At 69.3% G+C, this 17,218-nt stretch carries 20 protein-coding genes; 11 read left to right on the top strand and 9 right to left on the bottom strand.

Annotated elements, in window-relative coordinates; all coding sequences use genetic code 11:
* Window positions 1-25: 25 nt before the first annotated feature.
* Window positions 26-304 (bottom strand): hypothetical protein, encoded by a 279-nt coding sequence (locus VGP60_RS32360; protein ID WP_327551958.1) that lies wholly within the window; start codon window positions 302-304, stop codon window positions 26-28.
* Window positions 304-984, bottom strand: coding sequence for a 2OG-Fe(II) oxygenase (locus VGP60_RS32355; protein ID WP_327551957.1), 681 nt, complete (start codon window positions 982-984; stop codon window positions 304-306). Before VGP60_RS32355 ends, VGP60_RS32360 begins: the two co-directional genes overlap by 1 nt.
* Before the next feature lie 96 nt (window positions 985-1,080).
* Between VGP60_RS32355 and VGP60_RS32350 the strand changes: the two genes are divergently transcribed.
* Together VGP60_RS32350 and VGP60_RS32345 are read left to right on the top strand one after the other, a co-directional pair.
* Complete coding sequence (locus tag VGP60_RS32350; RefSeq protein WP_327551956.1) at window positions 1,081-1,707, top strand: alpha-ketoglutarate-dependent dioxygenase AlkB; 627 nt, start codon at window positions 1,081-1,083, stop codon at window positions 1,705-1,707.
* A 13-nt stretch (window positions 1,708-1,720) separates the two neighbouring features.
* Window positions 1,721-1,951, top strand: coding sequence for a ferrous iron transport protein A (locus VGP60_RS32345; RefSeq protein WP_327551955.1), 231 nt, complete (start codon window positions 1,721-1,723; stop codon window positions 1,949-1,951).
* 75 nt (window positions 1,952-2,026) lie between these two features.
* Here the strand turns inward: VGP60_RS32345 and recQ are convergent, their stop codons facing one another.
* The 4 genes from recQ to VGP60_RS32325 form a co-directional block, all read right to left on the bottom strand.
* The gene (recQ, locus tag VGP60_RS32340; protein WP_327551954.1) at window positions 2,027-3,865 is read right to left on the bottom strand and encodes a DNA helicase RecQ; all 1,839 of its coding nucleotides are present in this window, start codon (window positions 3,863-3,865) and stop codon (window positions 2,027-2,029) included.
* A 108-nt stretch (window positions 3,866-3,973) separates the two neighbouring features.
* A complete protein-coding gene (locus tag VGP60_RS32335; protein ID WP_327551953.1) occupies window positions 3,974-4,726 on the bottom strand; it encodes an SRPBCC domain-containing protein in 753 nt (250 codons plus the stop codon).
* Between the two features lie 3 nt (window positions 4,727-4,729).
* Window positions 4,730-5,344 (bottom strand): helix-turn-helix domain-containing protein, encoded by a 615-nt coding sequence (locus VGP60_RS32330; protein ID WP_327551952.1) that lies wholly within the window; start codon window positions 5,342-5,344, stop codon window positions 4,730-4,732.
* 53 nt (window positions 5,345-5,397) lie between these two features.
* Entirely contained in the window at window positions 5,398-5,592 is a 195-nt protein-coding gene (locus tag VGP60_RS32325; protein WP_327551951.1) for a 2-hydroxymuconate tautomerase, read from the bottom strand.
* Between the two features lie 65 nt (window positions 5,593-5,657).
* Between VGP60_RS32325 and VGP60_RS32320 the strand changes: the two genes are divergently transcribed.
* Both VGP60_RS32320 and VGP60_RS32315 read left to right on the top strand, forming a co-directional pair.
* Window positions 5,658-6,593, top strand: coding sequence for an RluA family pseudouridine synthase (locus tag VGP60_RS32320; protein WP_327551950.1), 936 nt, complete (start codon window positions 5,658-5,660; stop codon window positions 6,591-6,593).
* 37 nt (window positions 6,594-6,630) lie between these two features.
* Window positions 6,631-7,344 (top strand): GntR family transcriptional regulator, encoded by a 714-nt coding sequence (locus tag VGP60_RS32315; RefSeq protein ID WP_327551949.1) that lies wholly within the window; start codon window positions 6,631-6,633, stop codon window positions 7,342-7,344.
* 58 nt (window positions 7,345-7,402) lie between these two features.
* Here the strand turns inward: VGP60_RS32315 and VGP60_RS32310 are convergent, their stop codons facing one another.
* Window positions 7,403-7,903, bottom strand: a complete 501-nt coding sequence (locus VGP60_RS32310) for a MarR family winged helix-turn-helix transcriptional regulator (protein WP_327551948.1) — start codon at window positions 7,901-7,903, stop codon at window positions 7,403-7,405.
* Between the two features lie 128 nt (window positions 7,904-8,031).
* Between VGP60_RS32310 and VGP60_RS32305 the strand changes: the two genes are divergently transcribed.
* The 3 genes from VGP60_RS32305 to VGP60_RS32295 are packed head-to-tail and all read left to right on the top strand — an operon-like array spanning window position 8,032 to window position 11,038.
* The gene (locus tag VGP60_RS32305) at window positions 8,032-9,039 is read left to right on the top strand and encodes an acyl-CoA dehydrogenase family protein (protein WP_327551947.1); all 1,008 of its coding nucleotides are present in this window, start codon (window positions 8,032-8,034) and stop codon (window positions 9,037-9,039) included.
* Window positions 9,036-10,322, top strand: a complete 1,287-nt coding sequence (locus tag VGP60_RS32300; protein WP_327551946.1) for a PIG-L family deacetylase — start codon at window positions 9,036-9,038, stop codon at window positions 10,320-10,322. Before VGP60_RS32305 ends, VGP60_RS32300 begins: the two co-directional genes overlap by 4 nt.
* Window positions 10,319-11,038 carry a glycosyltransferase gene (locus VGP60_RS32295; RefSeq protein WP_327551945.1) on the top strand — a complete coding sequence of 240 codons (720 nt, stop codon included), beginning with the start codon at window positions 10,319-10,321 and terminating at the stop codon, window positions 11,036-11,038. Before VGP60_RS32300 ends, VGP60_RS32295 begins: the two co-directional genes overlap by 4 nt.
* Here VGP60_RS32295 and VGP60_RS32290 read toward each other — a convergent pair.
* Both VGP60_RS32290 and VGP60_RS32285 read right to left on the bottom strand, forming a co-directional pair.
* Window positions 11,035-11,346, bottom strand: coding sequence for a hypothetical protein (locus VGP60_RS32290; RefSeq protein ID WP_327551944.1), 312 nt, complete (start codon window positions 11,344-11,346; stop codon window positions 11,035-11,037). The genes VGP60_RS32295 and VGP60_RS32290 overlap by 4 nt on opposite strands.
* A 109-nt stretch (window positions 11,347-11,455) precedes the next feature.
* Window positions 11,456-12,061, bottom strand: coding sequence for a hypothetical protein (locus VGP60_RS32285; RefSeq protein WP_327551943.1), 606 nt, complete (start codon window positions 12,059-12,061; stop codon window positions 11,456-11,458).
* A gap of 250 nt (window positions 12,062-12,311) precedes the next feature.
* Here VGP60_RS32285 and VGP60_RS32280 point away from each other — a divergent pair, with 250 nt between their 5' ends.
* From VGP60_RS32280 to VGP60_RS32265, 4 genes are all read left to right on the top strand, one after another.
* Complete coding sequence (locus tag VGP60_RS32280; protein ID WP_327551942.1) at window positions 12,312-13,283, top strand: Ku protein; 972 nt, start codon at window positions 12,312-12,314, stop codon at window positions 13,281-13,283.
* Between the two features lie 3 nt (window positions 13,284-13,286).
* Window positions 13,287-14,387 (top strand): DNA polymerase ligase N-terminal domain-containing protein, encoded by a 1,101-nt coding sequence (locus VGP60_RS32275; RefSeq protein WP_327551941.1) that lies wholly within the window; start codon window positions 13,287-13,289, stop codon window positions 14,385-14,387.
* A gap of 60 nt (window positions 14,388-14,447) precedes the next feature.
* Window positions 14,448-15,668: a serine/threonine-protein kinase gene (locus tag VGP60_RS32270; protein ID WP_327551940.1), complete on the top strand. Its 1,221-nt coding sequence runs from the start codon at window positions 14,448-14,450 to the stop codon at window positions 15,666-15,668.
* A gap of 94 nt (window positions 15,669-15,762) precedes the next feature.
* Entirely contained in the window at window positions 15,763-16,953 is a 1,191-nt protein-coding gene (locus VGP60_RS32265) for an NAD(P)/FAD-dependent oxidoreductase (protein ID WP_327551939.1), read from the top strand.
* Window positions 16,954-17,218 lie beyond the last annotated feature (265 nt).

The raw sequence follows: 17,218 nt of genomic DNA, 5'->3' as shown, positions 1-17,218 counted from the left end.
CGACGAGCTGGGTCTGGCTGCGGGTTCACAGCTCGTAGGTTCGCGCGGGGTCCCAGGCCGGGGTGAGCGCGAGACGCCGTCTCATCCCCGCCCAGCCCCGCGCGGTGGCCACCACGACCCAGGCGTCGGGATTCCCTGCGGTGAACCGGTTCGCCTGCCGCAGCCACGACGCCGCTTCCTCCGGCCAGTCGACGACGTCGAGCACGATCCGTCCCGACGCCGTCCACTGTTCGGCGAACGCCTTCGCGGCCGCCCGGGCCGGTTCGTCACGGCTGTGGCCGATGGTGATCGTGACGGCCTCCATCACGCGGCATCGTGAAAGACGAGACCGAGGGTGCGGCGGATTCCCGAACGCACCACCGACACGCCGTGCCGGACCGGCGCGGCCGACCAGCCCCGCGCCGAGCGCACCGGCCGCTCGCTCGTGGTGAACAGCAGCCCGTGCCCTTGGCGCAGCAACGTCGAAGTGCCGCGGGACTGCGCACGCGGACGTTGTTCGACCAGCAGGAACTCACCGCCGGTGTGGTCCACCTCCGGCTCGTCGAGCCCGATGACGATCTGCAACGGGAACACCAGGTCGCCGTAGAGGTCACGGTGCAGCGCGTTCCAATCGCCCGCCTGGTAACGCAACAGGATCGGTGTCGGCTTCACCTGACCGGCCCGGTGACACTGGTCCAGCCATTCCTCCAGCGTGTCCGGCCAGGGCGCGGGCCTGCCGAGTTTCGCCGCCCAGTCCCGCGCGATCGGCAGCAGGTGCGGGTAGAACGCCGTCCGCAGGCGCTCGACGGTTTCGGGGAACGGCCGGGCGAAGTAGCGGTACTGCCCCGAGCCGAACCGGTAGCGGGCCATGTCGATCGTGGAGCGGAATCTCGCCACGTCGTCGTACAGCTCGGCGATCTCGCGGCAGTCCGCGGGCGCCAGCACCGGTCCCAGTGCCGCGCACCCGTATTCGTTGACCTCTTCGGTCGCTTTGGCCCAATCCATGTCCCCATCCGACCAGTGATCGCCACCGGGTTCCGGCGAGAATCGGACGTCACAGTCACTCGAACAGACGTTCGAACGTGGAGTACAGTCGGCCGCATGTCCACAGCTCTGCAGGGATCCCTGTTCGACGAGCCCGGCGCGGTCGGCCTGCGCCCGCTCGCCCCGGTCCGCCGCACGGAACTCGGCTCCGGCGCGTGGATCGACGTGCTCCCGGGCTGGTTGACCGGCGCCGAAACGCTGTTCGACAGCCTGGTCGACGGCGTCGGCTGGCAGGCCGAACGGCGCCCGATGTACGACCGGGTCGTCGACGTGCCCCGCCTTCTGCGCTACTACAAGGAAGACGAGCCACTCCCGCACCCGATCCTGTACACCGCCCGCGCGGCCCTCAGTGAGCATTACGCCGCCGAACTCGGCGAGAGCTTCCGCACCGCCGGGCTCTGCTACTACCGCGACGGCCGCGACAGCGTCGCCTGGCACGGCGACAACCTCGGGCGCGGCAGCACCGAGGACACCATGGTCGCGATCGTCTCCGTCGGCGCGCCGCGAGCGCTCTGCCTGCGGCCGAAGGGCGGCGGCGAAGCCATCCGCCGCGCACTCGGGCACGGCGACCTGATCGTCATGGGCGGTTCGTGCCAGCGCACCTGGGAACACGCCATCCCGAAGACGTCGAAGCCGGTCGGCCCGCGCATCAGCATCCAGTTCCGGCCGCGCGGCGTTCGCTGATTGAATGGCGCCCATGACTCCGGCCCAGTTCCTCACGACCACCCCGCTGGGCACCCGGGTCGTCGTGCGCTCGAAGATCGAGGGCGGTTTCACCGACGCGCTCGGCTACCTGCGCGGACGCAGCGACGTCGACTGCACCGTCGAGACCCGGCGCGGCCTCACGACAGTCGCGCTCGACGACGTCGTCGCCGCGAAGGAAGTCCCGCCGCCGCCACCACGGCGACGGCCCCTGGCTACGACCTAGAGCGCAGCTGCGTGGGTGGCTCGTGAGTGGCAACACGTGTTCTAACACTTGTTGCCACTCACGAGCCACGCGCGGTCAGGAGGCTTCGAGGGTGTCCAGGATCTGCTGGCCGTACTTCGCCAGCTTGTTCTCACCGACGCCGCTGACGGTGCCGAGTTCGTCGAGGGTCTTCGGCGCCAGCGTGGCGATTTCCCGCAGCGTGGCGTCGTGGAAGATGACGTACGCGGGCACGCCCTGCTCCTTCGCCGACGCGGCACGCCAGGTGCGAAGCGACTCGAAGACCGGCACCGCTTCCTGCGGCAGGTCGACGGGTGCGCCACGCTTGGCCTTCGCCGTCCTGACGGACTTCGCCGAGCGCTCGGGCTCGCGGCGCAACATGACCTGGCGTTGCTGGCTCAGCACTTCGGAACTCGCCTCGGTCAGCACGAGCGTGCCGTAGTCACCTTCGACGGCCAGCAGGCCTTGCGCCAGCAGCTGCCGCACGACCCCGCGCCATTCGGTGTCCCGCAATTCGGTACCGATGCCGAACACCTTGAGCGAGTCGTGCCCGTGCTGGGTGACCTTGGGGGTGGTCTTGCCCAGGAGGATGTCGACGACCTGACCGGCGCCGAACTTCTGGTTCCGCTCGTTGAGCAGCCGCACCACGGTCGAGAGCAGCTTCTGCGCGGGAACCGTGCCGTCCCAGGACTCCGGCGGGGTCAGGCAGGTGTCGCAGTTGCCGCAGGCGGTGCTCTGCTGGCCGAAGTAGGCGAGCAGCTGCACGCGGCGGCATTCGACCGTCTCGCACAGCGCGAGCATCGCGTCGAGGTGGATGCCGAGCCGCCGCCGATGCGCGAGGTCGCCCTCGGAGGTGTCGATCATCTTGCGCTGCTGAACGACGTCCTGCAGCCCGTAGGCCAGCCACGCCGTCGACGCGAGGCCGTCACGCCCGGCGCGGCCCGTCTCCTGGTAGTAGCCCTCGACGGACTTCGGCAGGTCGAGATGTGCGACGAACCGCACGTCCGGTTTGTCGATGCCCATGCCGAACGCGATGGTCGCGACCATGACCAGGCCGTCCTCGCGCAGGAACCGCGACTGGTTGCGCGAACGCACCCGCGCGTCGAGGCCCGCGTGGTACGGCAGCGCCGAGATTCCGTTCTGTACCAAGAACTCCGCGGTCTTCTCGACCGAGTTGCGCGAGAGGCAGTAGACGATTCCCGCTTCACCGGGGTGCTCGTTGCGCAGCAGTTCGAGCAACTGCTTCTTGGGCTCGTTCTTCGGCGCGATGCGGTACTGGATGTTCGGCCGGTCGAAGCTGGCGACGAAGTGCCGCGCTTCGCCGAGGTTGAGCCGCAGCGCGATTTCGGCGTGCGTGGCCTCGGTGGCGGTCGCCGTCAGCGCGATGCGCGGGACGTCGGGCCAGTGCTCGTGCAACGCCGAAAGCGCGAGGTAGTCGGGCCGGAAGTCGTGGCCCCACTGGGCGACGCAGTGCGCTTCGTCGATGGCGAACAGCGAGATCTTGCCACGTTCGAGCAGCCGGACCGTCGACTCGACCTTCAGCCGCTCCGGCGCCAGGTAGAGGAGGTCCAGCTCGCCGGCGAGGAACGCGGTTTCGACCTGGCGGCGCTCCTCGTAATCCTGCGTGGAGTTGAGGAACCCGGCACGCGCGCCGAGGTTGGTCAGCGCGTCGACCTGGTCCTGCATGAGCGCGATGAGCGGCGAGATGACCACGCCGACGCCCTCGCGCACGAGCGCGGGAATCTGGTAGCACAACGACTTCCCGCCGCCGGTGGGCATCAGGACGAGCGCGTCACCACCGGTCACGACGTGGTCGATGATCTCCTGCTGCTGGCCCCGGAACGAGTCGTAACCGAAGACGCGATGCAGAACCTGCAACGCCTCGCTCACCGCGGGACTGGTTTCGAGGGAAGCCATCGGCCGATCCTACGGGGATCGGCCGGCGACGTTTGCGCGGTGCCGCGGCGAGCGGCCCGCTCGTGCGGTTTATCGGCACGAACGGGCCGTTCACGAGCTAGGTCGTGTCTAGGCGTACACGCGAGCGAGCCAGTCGCGCCAGGTTTTCGACACCGCCGCGACATCGGCGCCTTGGGTGAAGACGTGGTGCCCGACGGCGATCTGCTCACCGTGACCGTGGAAGCGGTACAGCGTTCCCGCGTCGCGGATGCCGAGCAGTCCCCGGTATCCCGGCACCGCGTAGTCCACGACGCCGTCGATCGGCGGGAGACCTTCCGGCGTCAGGTGCACCTTGTCGCCCTGCTCGAGCGCATCGGGCAGCCCCAGCGCCTCGCTCAGTACCGTCCACGAATCGACGCCCTCGGCGACCTTCGGGCCTTCGGCGGAGACGTAGACACCCGGGTGCCCGCCGAAATGCGTGAGGTACTGGTTGAGGGTGTGGAAGTACATCGTCCAGCCGTAGCCGGTCATGTCCTCGTACTCGGCGCCCCAGTCGTCACTGATGATGCCGTTGTGCACGAACCGAAGCACGGTGCTGCCGCCGTCGCGGCCCTCGACGAGGTACTCCATCGCGTGGAACGAGCCGTCCGGTCCGGTGTCGCTGCGGTACGCGAGCCGTTTCTGCGGGTCCCACGCGGTGATCGTCGAGTGCTCGGAGAAGTCCCCGATCGTCAGCGACATCCTGCCGCCCTCGCCGGGTTCGACCGTGTGCGGGCCCATGAACCACGAGTCGATCCCGGGGCCGGTGGCGATCGCGTCCCACACCTGCTCGGGAGTCGCCTCGATCTCGATCTCCTTGTGCAGCTCGAATTCCCTCGGCATAACTCAGGCCTCCTCAGCCATTCTTTCCTGGACGCTCGTCTCTTTGACGCTGGGATGGATCGCGACGATCACGCGATGGGCGCGGCCGCCCTCGGCGGACTCGTCGTGGTACTTGCTCACGAGCGCAGTGAGCACTGTCGCCAGTTCGCCGGTGAAAGCCGCCCTGTCCGCGGCCGACGCGAAGCGCACTTCGCCGTCCATGGCGAAGGTCGCGAGTGGTTTGCGGGCCTTGGTCGCGCCGGTGATCAGTGCGCCGACGTCGCGTACCAACCGGCCCGCGACGGCGAGCAGCCAACGCGCGGAGAGCTGGTCCCTGGCCCGGCCGGGGTCGGGCTGCACCGCGGCGAGCGCTGTCGGCGAGATGACGTAGGACGCCGCGGTCGCCTGCATGACGCGCTCGGTGACGTTGCCCTTCTTGCGCTCCTCCACCAGTTCGACGAGTCCGTGCTTCTCGAGGGCCCGGAGGTGGTAGTTCACCTTCTGCCGGGCGAGGCCGACCTTGGCGGCCAACGTCGTCGCGGAGCCGGGCTCGGCCAGCTCCGCCAGCAGCCGGGCGCGCACCGGGTCCAGCGAGACCTCGGCCGCCGCCGGGTCCTCGATCACAGCCACATCGAACATGGCCACACCGTCTCACCGACAAACAAAATTGTCAAGACTCCTGAACTTGTCGGCTAGCTCGGCGACTTTTCCTCGAGGGTGACGTCGCCGGCGGCCCAGTGCGTGCCGGGCACCTCGGTGACCACCACCCGCACGGACTCCTTCGGCGAACCGACGCTTTCGGTGACGGCCGAGGTGAGCGCGGTGATCAGCGATCGGATCTGCTCGGGCGTACGCCCTTCCCGCAGGCTGATCTGGACGAACGGCATAGTGCTACCTCCATGGGAATCGGGCTTCGAGATCGACTATGGCAGGCCAAGTACGCTGAGCCGCGATGAGACGCAAGCTGAAATCGTCCCTGCCCCAGCGGCACGGCCTGGATCCCGCGCGCCTGAAGATGCCTGCGGAGGGTCCCTGGACGACGCTCCGGGATCACCTCGTCGAGCGACTTCCGCGTCTCGAACCCGGGCACATCGACAGGATGCTGAGCGAGAGCCGCATCGTCGGGCTGGACGGCCCACTCCCCCTCGATGCCCCTTTCGTCCCGAATTCGTTCATCTGGTTCCACCGCGACCTGCCGGAAGAGGTCCCGGTGCCGTTCGAAATCGGCATCGTCCACCGTGACGAGGACCTGCTCGTCGTCGACAAGCCGCATTTCCTCGCGACCATCCCGCGCGGCCAGCACATCGTCGAGACCGCGCTGGTACGCCTGCGCAAGCAGCTCGACCTGCCCGAGCTCGTCCCGGCGCACCGCCTCGACCGCGTGACCGCCGGGCTGCTCATGTTCGTCATCCGCCCGGAGCGGCGCGGGGCGTACCAGATGCTGTTCAAGGACCGGCTGATCAGCAAGGAGTACGAGGCGATCGCGCCGTACGACCCTGCCCTCGAACTCCCCTGGACCGTGCGCAGCCACATCGTGAAGGAGCGCGGCATCATCACCGCGCAGGAACTGCCGGAGCCGCCGAACAGCGAGACCCGCGTCGAGCTGATCGAGCATCGCGACGGCCTCGGCCGCTATCGCCTGCTCCCCGCGACGGGCCGCACCCACCAGCTCCGCCTGCACATGAGCGGTCTCGGCGTGCCGATCCTGGGTGACGACTTCTACCCGGTGCTCACCGAAACCCCGCTCGGCGACTTCACCCGCCCGCTGCAGTTGCTGGCGAAGGTCCTGGAGTTCACCGACCCGATCAGCGGCGAGCCACGCCGGTTCGAGAGCAAGGCGACCCTGCAAGCGTGGACGTCGTACGAGGACTGGGCGCGTACCGGCTGAGTTGTCACGCACCGCGCCGCCGGGTACATGTTTGTACATGTCTTCACCACGGCGGTTCGGCAAGCGGGAACGGCTCATCGACGCGATCGTGTCGCGGATCCGCTCGGGCTCACTGGGCCCTGGCGATCAGCTCCCCGGTGAGCACCAGCTCGCGCACGAGTTCGGCGTCAGCCGCGGCACGGTCCGCAGTGCGCTCACCGAGCTGCAGCGCCGCAGCCTGATCGCCACCGAGTCCGGCATCGGCTCGTTCGTCACCTACGACGGCGTCGACCTCGACGACCGGCACGGCTGGGCGCGCGCCCTCGCCCGATCCGGCCTGCACGCCAGCACCGACCTGCTGTCGATCGACGTGGCGGCCGACGAGGAGCTGCGCGCGAAGTTCGGCCTTGCCGGGGTCGTCGCCGTGCATCGCCGCCGCCGCGACACCGACGGCCTGCCGGTTTCGCTCGAACGCGCGCTCGTCCCCGCACAGGGTTCGCTCGCCGACCTGCCGTCGACGGGACTGCGCAACGGCTCGCTGTCCGCGTCGCTCGCCGCCGCCGGGCTGACCGCGACCCACGGCGAGCAGGACATCGACCTGCGGCCACTGCCCGAGCCGGAAGCCACGCTGCTCGACCGCGCGCCGGGCGAGCTGTTCCTGCGTTCGAGCCGTACCACGCTGACCGACGCGGGCAGCCTGGTCGAACACGTCGTGAGCTGGCTCGATCCCGCCCATTTCCGCTTCCACATCGCGTTCGGCTCCCAGCCGTGACGACCACGCGCACCTGTGGGTCGTGAGTGTTTACGAGTGTTAGAACACTTGTTGCCACTCACGAGTCTTCGGCGAGTGCTTCCCACCGGCTCGACAACATGCTGAGTTCCTCCAGCAGTCGTTCGCGCTCGGCGGGCGCGTAGCCCTCCAGGAGACGCTCGTCGAGCTGCCGGGCACGCCGGTCGATCTCGGTCAGCTTCGTTTCGCCGTCTTCGGAGAGGTAGAGGAGTTTGCGGCGGCCGTCGGTCGGCGCGGGTTCGCGGACGATGAGCCCGCGGTCTTCGAGCCGCTTCGCGATGTCGGCCATCGTGGACCGGTCCAGCGCCACCGAGGACGCCAGCGACCCCTGGTCGACGCCGGGATAGCTGTGCACCGCGGTCAGCACCGCGAACTGGGGCCCGGTCAGCGTCGGATCCACCTGGCGCACCCACGCCGCGGTGTACGCCTGGTACAGCCACCGGACGGCGTACCCCGGCGCCGCGAGCAGCCGCGGAGGTGTCGACGGAACCTCGTGCCCGCCCTCTCCGGTGATCGCCACCTCGTCCGTCCCGCCAGCCATGCCCTACCTAAGCACGCCCACCAGCGCCGGGGTGGGTGATCTCGGCTTGGAACGGGATTGAGCGGGTAGCGCACCGGGTATCCACCGCTGGTCACGGTCCGTGGCGCCGACGACGAGGAGCCCGCCCGATGAGTGTCATGCCGACGAAGATCCTGCTGCTGGGCATCACGCCGCCCAAGCCGCTGCCGTCCCCGCGGAGCACGACGTCGGTGGAGACCGAACTCCGCGCGCTGCTCGACGGCGGGGGCCTGGACCTCCCGCTGCCCGGTGGCGGCCACACCACGCGCCGATGGCAGGCACTCGCGGAGCTGGGACGTCGTGATCTGGCGCTGGCGAGGCTGGCCGAGGGGCATGTCGACGCCGTCGCCATCCTGGCCGACGCGGGCCGGGCACCGGTGCCGGGCGCGCTGTACGGGGTGTGGGCGGCGCGGTCGGGCGGAACCGGCGCGGCGTTCGACGGCGACACGCTGTCCGGGACGGTCCGGTTCTGTTCCGGCGCGCACGTCCTGGACCGGGCGCTCGTGGCCGCGCTCGACCCCGGCGGACAGTGCCATCTGCTCGACGTCGACCTCACCGACCAGCGGGTACACCGGAGCGCGGATACCTGGCAGGCCATCGGGATGGACGCTTCCGACAGCGGAGACGTCACCTTCGAGCACGTCCCGGGCGCGGTGGTCGGCGTTCCCGGCTGGTACGTGTCGAGGCCCGGATTCGGCCACGGCGGCATCGGGGTCGCGGCCGTGTGGCTCGGGGGCTGCGCGGCGGTGCTCGATTCCGTGCTGGCGGAGCTGGGCGAACGCGGTAAGCATGACGAACACCAGCTCGCCCACGTCGGCGCGATGGACACCGTGCTGCGAAGCGCCGAAGCGCTGCTCAGCCGAGCGGCGGAGGATATCGACGCAAACCCGGGACTTGACGCGGTGCACGCGGCCCAGCTGTGCCGCGCCGCGGTCGAACACGCGGCGGGCGAAATCCTCGACCGCGCGCCGAAGGTCACCGGGCCCGGGCCGATGTGCCGCGACCGCCGGTTCCCGCAGCAGCTCGCCGACCTCCAGGTGTACGTCCGGCAGCATCACGCCGAGCGCGACCTCGCCGCACTGGGCGCGCAGGTCATGGCACAGGACCTGGCCCGATGAGCCCGCGACCGACCGTCGGCGAACCCGAGTGGGCACCCGCGTTGCGGCAGCACGGGATCCGGTCCTTGCCGCCCGGCAGCTACCGCAAGGCCGTGGTCGTCGCCGCGCATCCGGACGACGAAACCCTGGGCGCGAGCGGGTTCCTGCAACGGCTCCACGCCGAGGGCGCCACCGTCACCCTGGTGATCGCCACCGACGGCGAGGGCGCGTTCCCCGGCTCTTCCCCGGAGGAACAGCGGGAGCTCGGCCGCACCCGGCGGCGCGAACTCAAGGATTCCTTGCGCTCCCAAGGCCTCGGCGACGTCCACGTCGACTGGCTCGGCTTTCCCGACTCCGGTCTCGCCGGGCACCTGGACGAACTCGTCATCCGCCTGCGGCCGACGCTCAGCGACGCCGAGCTCTGCCTGCTGCCGTGGCCCGGTGACCCCCATCCCGATCACCAGGCCGCCGGGCAGGCGGCGCTGCTGGCCGCGCCGATCACCGCGCACTGCTGGTCCTATCCCGTCTGGCTCTGGCACTGGATCCGGCCCGACGCCGAAGAAATACCGTGGGCGAAGGCGTTCCGCCACGAGCTGGACGAGGAGCAGCGGCGCCGGAAGGCCGACGGAATCGCGGCGTTCGTCTCCCAGCTCAAGCCCGGCCCGGCGGGCGAGGACGCCATCCTCTCCACCGAAATGCTCACGCATTTCCAGCGGGACAACGAGATCCTGTTCCGGGAGCCACCCGCGGGTTCGGCGCCGCGCAGCCGGTTCGCGGAGCTCTACCGTGACGCGGCGGACCCGTGGGCGGTGTCGAGCTCGTGGTACGAGCGCAGGAAACGCGCCGTCGCCTTGGCCGCGCTCCCCCGCGAGCGCTACGCGTCGGCGGTCGAACCCGCCTGTGGCATCGGGACTTTCACCCGGGACCTGGCCACCCGCTGCGACGCGTTGCTGGCCTTCGACCCGGTGGAGTCGGCCGTCGCGCGCGCCCGGCAAGAAAATTCGGTGGACGTCCGGCTCGGTTCCCTGCCGGGCGACCTGCCCGAGGGCCCGGTCGATCTCGTGGTCTTCAGCGAGATCCTCTACTACCTCGGGGACGACGACCTGTCCGCCACCATCGAGGGCGCGGTGTCGGCGTTGCGGCCCGGCGGCGACCTGCTGGCGGTGCACTGGCGGCCGTGGGCAGCCGAAGCACCGCGGGACGCCGCGGACGCGCACCGGCGCCTGCTGGCACACCCGGTGCTGGAGACGGTGGTCGAGCACGTCGACGAGGAGTTCCTGCTCCACGTGCTGAGGCGCCGGTGATCTCGGCGATCGGGGTGGTGGTGCCCGCACACGACGAAGCCGAATTCATCGGCCCGTGCCTGCGCGCGCTCCGCCGCGCCTTGTCGGAACTGCCGGCGAGAATCGACCGGGCCGTTTGTGTCGTCGCGGACCGGTGCGCCGACGACACCGCGGAAATGGCCCGGCGCGAATTCACCGGCTGGAGTTCGGGCCTGGTGACGGTGACCGGCGCGGCGGGTTCGATCGGCGAGGTACGTGATCTTGGTATGCGCCGGGTCCGGTCGGTATTGCCTGGTCACGACGATTCCGAGACCTTGTTGCTGGGCACCGACGCCGACACCGTCGTCGCCCCGGATTGGGCTTGCCGACATCTTGATCGCGTTTCTCGCGGCAGTCACGCGATCGCCGGTTTCGCGAAACTCGACGAATCCTCTTCGCTGACCACGGACGCACAACTTCGCTATAACCAGGTTCTTTCCGACGCGCGGCAACCCGCCGGTCACGGAAATGTCTACGGCGCCAATCTCGGCGTCCGCGCGGACGCCTACAGTTCGGTCGGCGGTTTCCGCCCGCTGAGCACCGGCGAGGACCACGACCTGTGGCGACGCCTCGGCCAAGCCGGCTACCGGCTTTCGTATGCGGCCGACACCCTCGTCACGACGAGCGCCCGTCTCCGCGGCCGCGCGACCGGCGGACTCGCCGACCTGCTGTACTCACTCGAGAACGGTGCCGCCTAAGGAAGTTCTTCGTCCAGGATGTTCTTGAGCCGGCGCGACGCCCGGCGAAGCGAGCGCACCACCAGCGCCAGGAGCAGGAACGCCACCGCGGCGATCAGGCCGACCAGCCACGACGTCCACAGCCACAGCAGCCCGAACAGGGCGGCCGCGGCGAGCGGGACGAGCACACGGGTCAGGCGGAGCGGCCGGGACGTCGAATGCCGGGCGGCTTTCCGCCCTGGCTCGGACGAGGTGAAGCCGGCTCGTCCGTTTTCCGCCAGGTGCCTTCCCGCGTGATGCCAATACGGTAAGGACGCGACCTGGGACATGAGGATTTCCTTCCACGGGATAGGCAACGGCCCGAAGTCGCCGCTGTCACCACCACATGGTTGCCGAATGCACCAGAAGCGGACATGGGCCGAAAGCCCCCATTGGGCCTTAAGGCGTCAAATACCGGCCTGGGTCACTACCCGCCCGTGCACCACTTTCCATCCATCGAGTGAATCCCTCACGATCCCGGCCTTCCAGTTCGTCCAAAAGACGCCGCCGGAAATCCACAATTTTGTCACGGGCGCTTTTGTCCGAGGTCCGCAGGAGAAGAACGTAACTTTTGCGCCAGGCGGCGCACAGGACGTCGGTGGCGAATTCATCCGGATGGTCGACGCATTCCTGTAAATCCGGCGGCAGGTCCGAGGCTTCGGCGGCCACGGGCACGGCGACCTTCTCCGCCTGGTGTTCCGTGCGCGTCCGCGACCGCCGCCAGGACCAGACCGCCACCCCGGCCGCGACCAGCAACAGCACGGGCAGGCTCGCCGAGCCGAGCACCGCGACCACACCGGCCAGCGCGATACAGCTCGCGAACACGCCCGCCCCCACGACCAGACCGGCTCGGCCAGGGGCGACCTCGAGGTTCCTCGCGTACTTCGCCGGCGGGCTCGACACCGCCATCGACGCCACGGTGCCGGCTATCGCGGCCAGGAAGATCCAGCCCACCACCGCGCCCAACGGCGTCGTCAGCAGCCCGATCGCGAAGAGTATCCCCACGAGGGCACCGAACATCGTCCTAGCGAACCAGGTGGGCATGCGCTGCCTCGACCTCCGTACGGGAGCCCGGAAACCTGGAATGGAGCCGAGCTGGAGACCTTGCAATGTACCTCCGCGCGCGGCGCCGTGACAAGGTCAACCGGGGAGTCCACAATGGACGGAAAAGCGGCTGGAGCGACACCCGGCCGGGTGCGGGCACGCCGGTGGTGATCACCGTTTCAAAGCACTGACCTCGGGGTATGTCGAATCCATGGCGAGACCGATCTGGAGCGGGGCCATCAACTTCGGCCTGGTCACCGTGCCCGTCCAGTTGTACAGCGCGACCGAGGACCACAGCATCTCGTTCCGGCAGTTCGAGCGCGGCACGTCCGACCGGATCCGCTACCGCCGGGTGAACGAGCGCACCGGCAAGGAGGTCGACTACAACGACATCGTCAAGGGCTACGAACTGGACGATGGCGACTACGTCATCGTCGAGCCCGACGAGCTGGACGACATCGCCCCCGGCCGCTCCCGAACCCTCGACATCGAAGGGTTCGTGGACCTCGACGAGATCGACCCGATCTTCTTCCAGAAGACCTACTGGCTCGCCCCCGCCAAGGAGGAGTTCGGCAAGGCGTACAGCCTGCTCCTGGCGGCGATGGAGAAGACCAACAAGGCGGGTATCGCGAAGTTCGTCATGCGCGGCAAGGAGTACATCGCCGCGGCGCGGGCGGGCGACGGCGTGATGGTGCTGAACACGCTGCATTTCGCCGACGACATCCGGAACCCGGCGAAGGAGCTGAGCAAACTACCGGGGAAGTCCGAGGCGACCGGCAAGGAACTCGACATGGCGACGGCGCTGATCGATTCCATGGCCGAGGACTGGGAGCCGGAGTCGTACCACGACACCTACACCGAACGCGTCGAAAAGCTGATCAAGGACAAGAAGGCCGGGCGCAAGATCACCCCGGCGTCCGAGCCGGCGGAGCCGACCAAGGTCATCGACCTGTTCGACGCGCTGTCCCGCAGCGTCAAGGACCGCAAGGGCAGAGGGCAAAAGGGCAGAGGCAAACCCGCGGCCGCCGGTCTTTCCGAGCTGTCCAAGGCGGATCTCGATAAGATGGCCAGGGAACTGGACGTCAAGGGGCGGTCGAAGATGAGCCGGAAGGACCTCGAGAAGGCCGTCGAAGCGGCCACCGAGACCACGGACAAGGCGCCTGCCAAGAAGAAGGCGTCCTAGCCGGTGGGTGACCTCAGCGAGTACCGCCGCCGGCGTGACCCGCGGCGGACCCCTGAACCCATCCCTGCCGGCGACGAACTCCCCCGCGGTGACGACGACGTGTTCGTCATCCAGGAGCACCACGCGTCGAGCCTGCACTGGGACGTACGGCTGGAACGCGACGGCGTGCTCGCCTCCTGGGCCGTGCCGAAGGGCCTGCCCAAGGAACCGGACGTCTCGCGCCTGGCCGTGCACACCGAGGACCATCCGCTGGAGTACGCCACCTTCCACGGCGAGATCCCCGCCGGGGAGTACGGCGCCGGCACGATGACCATCTGGGACCACGGCCGCTACGAGACGCTGCACTGGAACGACCATCTGGTCGAGGTGGTCTTCCACGGCGAACGTGCCCAAGGCCGCTACGCCTTCGTCAACATGCACGGGGACGACAACGCCTGGCAGGTCAAGCGCGCCGAACCGGCCGCCGAGGGCTGGGAGGAGCTCCCGCCCTTCGTGCGGCCGATGTCGGCACGCCCTGGCAAGCTGCCCGAGGAGTCCGCCGACGACGAGTGGGCGTACGAATTCGACTGGGACGGGCAGCGGGCCATCGTCCGGGTGCAGGGCGGGCGCGCGACCCTGTTCGACGAGACCGCCACGGAGATCACGCACACCTATCCCGAGCTCCGCGCGATCGGCGGCCAGCTGGGCTCGACCGAAGCGTTGCTGGACGGCGAGATAGTCGCCTTCGAACAGGGCCTGCCGAACCGCGCGGCGCTGGGGCGCCGGCAGTCCGCGGCTCCGGCGCAGGCCAAACGGCTCGTGACGGCCCATCCGGTGATGTACCTGCCGTACGACCTGCTCCACCTCGACGGCGCCTCTCGCCTGCGCGAGCCGTACCTGCGCCGGCGCGAACTGCTCGCCGAACTCGGCCTGACCGGCCCGAACTGGCAGGTACCCGAGCACTACGTCGGCGACGGCGACGCCGTCCTGCGGGCAGCCGAAACCCACGGGCTGGCGGGGATCGTGGCCAAACGCGCCGACAGCGAGTACCGGCCCGGCAAACGGAGTCCCGGCTGGATCGCGGTCGCCACGAAGAAAACCGCTGGCCCGCAGGACTATGTTTGACTCGCCGGCCGCGCGGGTAGTTTGCCGCAACCCACCGGCCGAAGGAAAGGTGCAGCCGACATGGCCGACGCGGAAGCGCGCCCAGCCAGGCACACCGAAACAACCCTGACCAGGTTCTCGCTCGGGGAGCACGAACCCGAACCGGTCCCGAGTGTCCTTGGCAAGCGTTACGAGGTCGGCCGCCTGATCGGCCGCGGCGCCACCGCGCGGGTCTTCCGGGCCTACGACCTGGTCGATCGGCGCCGGGTCGCGGTGAAGCTGTTCCATCCCGGCGCGGTGCCCACCGAGGAGCGGCGGCGGCTCAAGGAGATCCAGATCCTGAGCCGGTTGCAGCATCCCGGCCTGGTCGCGTTGTACGACACCGGGACCCAGGAGGGGCATGCGTTCCTCGCCATGGAACTGGTCGAGGGCCCGAACCTGGCCGACCGCGTCGCCAGCGGACCGCTGACCGCGCCGGAGGTCGCCGCGTTGGCCGTCCAGCTCTCCGCCGCGCTGGCCTACGTGCACCGGCGCGGCGTGACGCACCGGGACCTGAAGCCCGCCAACGTCCTGCTCGCCCCGGACCGTCCGCTGATCAGCGATTTCGGTATCGCACAGGCCTTCGACTCGACGCAGATCACCGCCACCGGCATGGTGGTCGGCACCGCCGCGTACATGGCGCCGGAGCAGGTGCTCGGTGAGGACGTCGGGCCGCCGTCGGACGTCTACGCACTCGGGCTGGTGCTCCTGGAGTCCCTCACCGGGGTCCGGGAGTACGCCGGCACGATGGTCGAGTCGGCGATCGTGCGGTTGCACCGGCCGCCGCGGATCCCGGCCGGACTGCCTCCCACGCTGGAAACGACGCTCCGGCGGATGACCGCACGGAAGCCGTCCGAACGCCCCACTGCCCAGTCCGTCCACCAGGCACTGCGGGCCGACGACGACACGGTGCTCCTGCCCGTGGTCCTCCCGAGGACTCCGTACCGCCGCCGGCGGCTGCTGGCCGCCGGGGTTCCCGCCGCGGCGGCCGTCATCATCGCGGCCGCCCTGTTGCTGTCTCCCGGCACCGACAACCCGCCATCACCCGTCCAGCCCGTTGCCGCGACCCCGCCGAGCGAGACGCCACCGGGCCCGGCCGACCCGCCGCGGGCCATCGCCCCGGCGGCAGGGGAGATCGCCGTCGAACCGAGGGCGACACCCGGCCCGCGCACGCCGGTGGCGGGCAACGACAACCGCGGCGACGGGAACTCGGGTAACGGCAACAAGAACAAGCCGAAGAAGCCGAAACAGGACGACGGGTAGGTCGTGTCCTGATACCGCTCGGCGGCGCGGCGCCCGGCACACCCACTGTGCGCCAGCACGTGTGTGTAACGGGCTTCCTGGGTAACTCACCAACATGGTTGAGAAAACGGGCGACAAGACCGACAGAGTGGTCATCATCGGCGGCGGGCCCGCCGGTCTCTCCGCGGCGCGGGCCTATCGGGGCTCGGGCGGGCCGGGATCGGTCCGGATCATCTCGGCCGACACCGACGCGCCGTACGAACGCCCGCAACTGTCGAAGGAGTTCCTCCGCGGGGAAGCCGAAGACAAGGACCTGCCGTTGGTGGACACGGAGTTCTACCGCGACCACGACATCACACTGAGCCTCGACGAACCGGTGACCTCCTTGGACACCGCCGCCCGCACGGTCACCACGGCGAGCGGCGAAACGGTGTCCTACACGACTTGCGTGCTCGCCACCGGATCCGAGCCCGCCCGTCCGCCGTTCGATGGCGCGGATCACCCGGACGTCCACCTCCTGCGGTCCGCGACCAGCGCGCGGCGGCTGCGAGAAGCCGCGAGCGACGCGCGTAGTGCGATCGTCGTGGGTTCGGGTTTCATCGGTTGCGAAGCCGCGGTTTCGTTGGCCCGTAAGGGAGTTCAGGTCACGCTTTTCACGCCGGAGAGTCTGCCGCAGGCGGCCAGGCTCGGCGACATCGCGGGGAAGCGGATCCTGCACTGGCTCAAGGCCGAGGGCGTCAGCGTGCTGACCGAGACCGAAGTCGACGGGATCGAGGACGGCTTCCGGGTACACACGGACCTGGTGCCCACTCTCGACGCCGGGATGGTCCTGCTGGCCACCGGCATCGAGCCGCGCATAGACCTCGCGAAAGGCGCGGGGCTGGACATCGCGGACGGCCGGGTCAGGGTGGACGAGCACATGCGCACGAGCGCGGACGGAGTACTGGCCGCCGGGGACATCGCGCTGGCACACAACACTTCCGCCGGACGCGCGCTGCGGGTCGAGCATTGGGGCGAGGCACTCACGATGGGCGAGATCGCCGGGCGCACCGCGGCGGGCGATCAGGCGAACTGGGACAACGCGCCCGGGTTCTGGACCGTCATCGGGGACAAGGTGCTCAAGTACGCGGCCTGGGGCGACGGGTTCGACCAGACCGAAGTGGTCAACTACGCCGACGGCGGCTTCACCGTCTGGTACGGCAAAGAAGGCACCACGGTCGGCGTCCTCACCCACGACGCCGACGCCGACTACGCACGCGGCACCGAACTCGTCGAAAGCGGTGCGCCACTACCCAAAGAGTCGTGAGTGGCAACAAGTTGTTCTATTGATGGGAAGGTCAAATGTGGCGTCGTTCGGGTGCGAAGTTTCGCACTTTGGTGAGAAAGCGCCGGTCGGCTTGTCGCCCGAGGTAGTGAAGGCCTCCTTCACGGCGTTCTGGTCCACTACTTGAAGGGGACCGCGATCCACGCGACCGGGACCCTGCTCAGCACCGGATCGTGGCCGCGCGCGGTGGATCCGGTGGCGGAGTACAACGCCGCCCGCAAGACATCTCGCAGGGGTTAATCCAGTG

Source organism: Amycolatopsis sp. (assembly GCF_036008905.1).
Classification (GTDB): Bacteria; Actinomycetota; Actinomycetes; order Mycobacteriales; family Pseudonocardiaceae; genus Amycolatopsis.
This window is presented reverse-complemented; position numbering and strand designations above follow the sequence as displayed.

Excerpts from the sequence above, each read along its gene's own strand:
- VGP60_RS32360 (WP_327551958.1), bottom strand. The coding sequence starts at position 304 with ATGGAGGCCGTCACGATCACCATCGGCCACAGCCGTGACGAACCGGCC.
- VGP60_RS32345 (WP_327551955.1), top strand. The coding sequence starts at position 1,721 with ATGACTCCGGCCCAGTTCCTCACGACCACCCCGCTGGGCACCCGGGTC.
- VGP60_RS32335 (WP_327551953.1), bottom strand. The coding sequence starts at position 4,726 with ATGCCGAGGGAATTCGAGCTGCACAAGGAGATCGAGATCGAGGCGACT.
- VGP60_RS32325 (WP_327551951.1), bottom strand. The coding sequence starts at position 5,592 with ATGCCGTTCGTCCAGATCAGCCTGCGGGAAGGGCGTACGCCCGAGCAG.
- VGP60_RS32310 (WP_327551948.1), bottom strand. The coding sequence starts at position 7,903 with ATGGCTGGCGGGACGGACGAGGTGGCGATCACCGGAGAGGGCGGGCAC.
- VGP60_RS32315 (WP_327551949.1), top strand. The coding sequence starts at position 6,631 with ATGTCTTCACCACGGCGGTTCGGCAAGCGGGAACGGCTCATCGACGCG.
- VGP60_RS32305 (WP_327551947.1), top strand. The coding sequence starts at position 8,032 with ATGAGTGTCATGCCGACGAAGATCCTGCTGCTGGGCATCACGCCGCCC.
- VGP60_RS32300 (WP_327551946.1), top strand. The coding sequence starts at position 9,036 with ATGAGCCCGCGACCGACCGTCGGCGAACCCGAGTGGGCACCCGCGTTG.
- VGP60_RS32265 (WP_327551939.1), top strand. The coding sequence starts at position 15,763 with ATGGTTGAGAAAACGGGCGACAAGACCGACAGAGTGGTCATCATCGGC.
- VGP60_RS32280 (WP_327551942.1), top strand. The coding sequence starts at position 12,312 with ATGGCGAGACCGATCTGGAGCGGGGCCATCAACTTCGGCCTGGTCACC.
- VGP60_RS32330 (WP_327551952.1), bottom strand. The coding sequence starts at position 5,344 with ATGTTCGATGTGGCTGTGATCGAGGACCCGGCGGCGGCCGAGGTCTCG.
- VGP60_RS32320 (WP_327551950.1), top strand. The coding sequence starts at position 5,658 with ATGAGACGCAAGCTGAAATCGTCCCTGCCCCAGCGGCACGGCCTGGAT.
- VGP60_RS32270 (WP_327551940.1), top strand. The coding sequence starts at position 14,448 with ATGGCCGACGCGGAAGCGCGCCCAGCCAGGCACACCGAAACAACCCTG.
- VGP60_RS32355 (WP_327551957.1), bottom strand. The coding sequence starts at position 984 with ATGGATTGGGCCAAAGCGACCGAAGAGGTCAACGAATACGGGTGCGCG.
- VGP60_RS32350 (WP_327551956.1), top strand. The coding sequence starts at position 1,081 with ATGTCCACAGCTCTGCAGGGATCCCTGTTCGACGAGCCCGGCGCGGTC.
- VGP60_RS32290 (WP_327551944.1), bottom strand. The coding sequence starts at position 11,346 with ATGTCCCAGGTCGCGTCCTTACCGTATTGGCATCACGCGGGAAGGCAC.
- recQ (WP_327551954.1), bottom strand. The coding sequence starts at position 3,865 with ATGGCTTCCCTCGAAACCAGTCCCGCGGTGAGCGAGGCGTTGCAGGTT.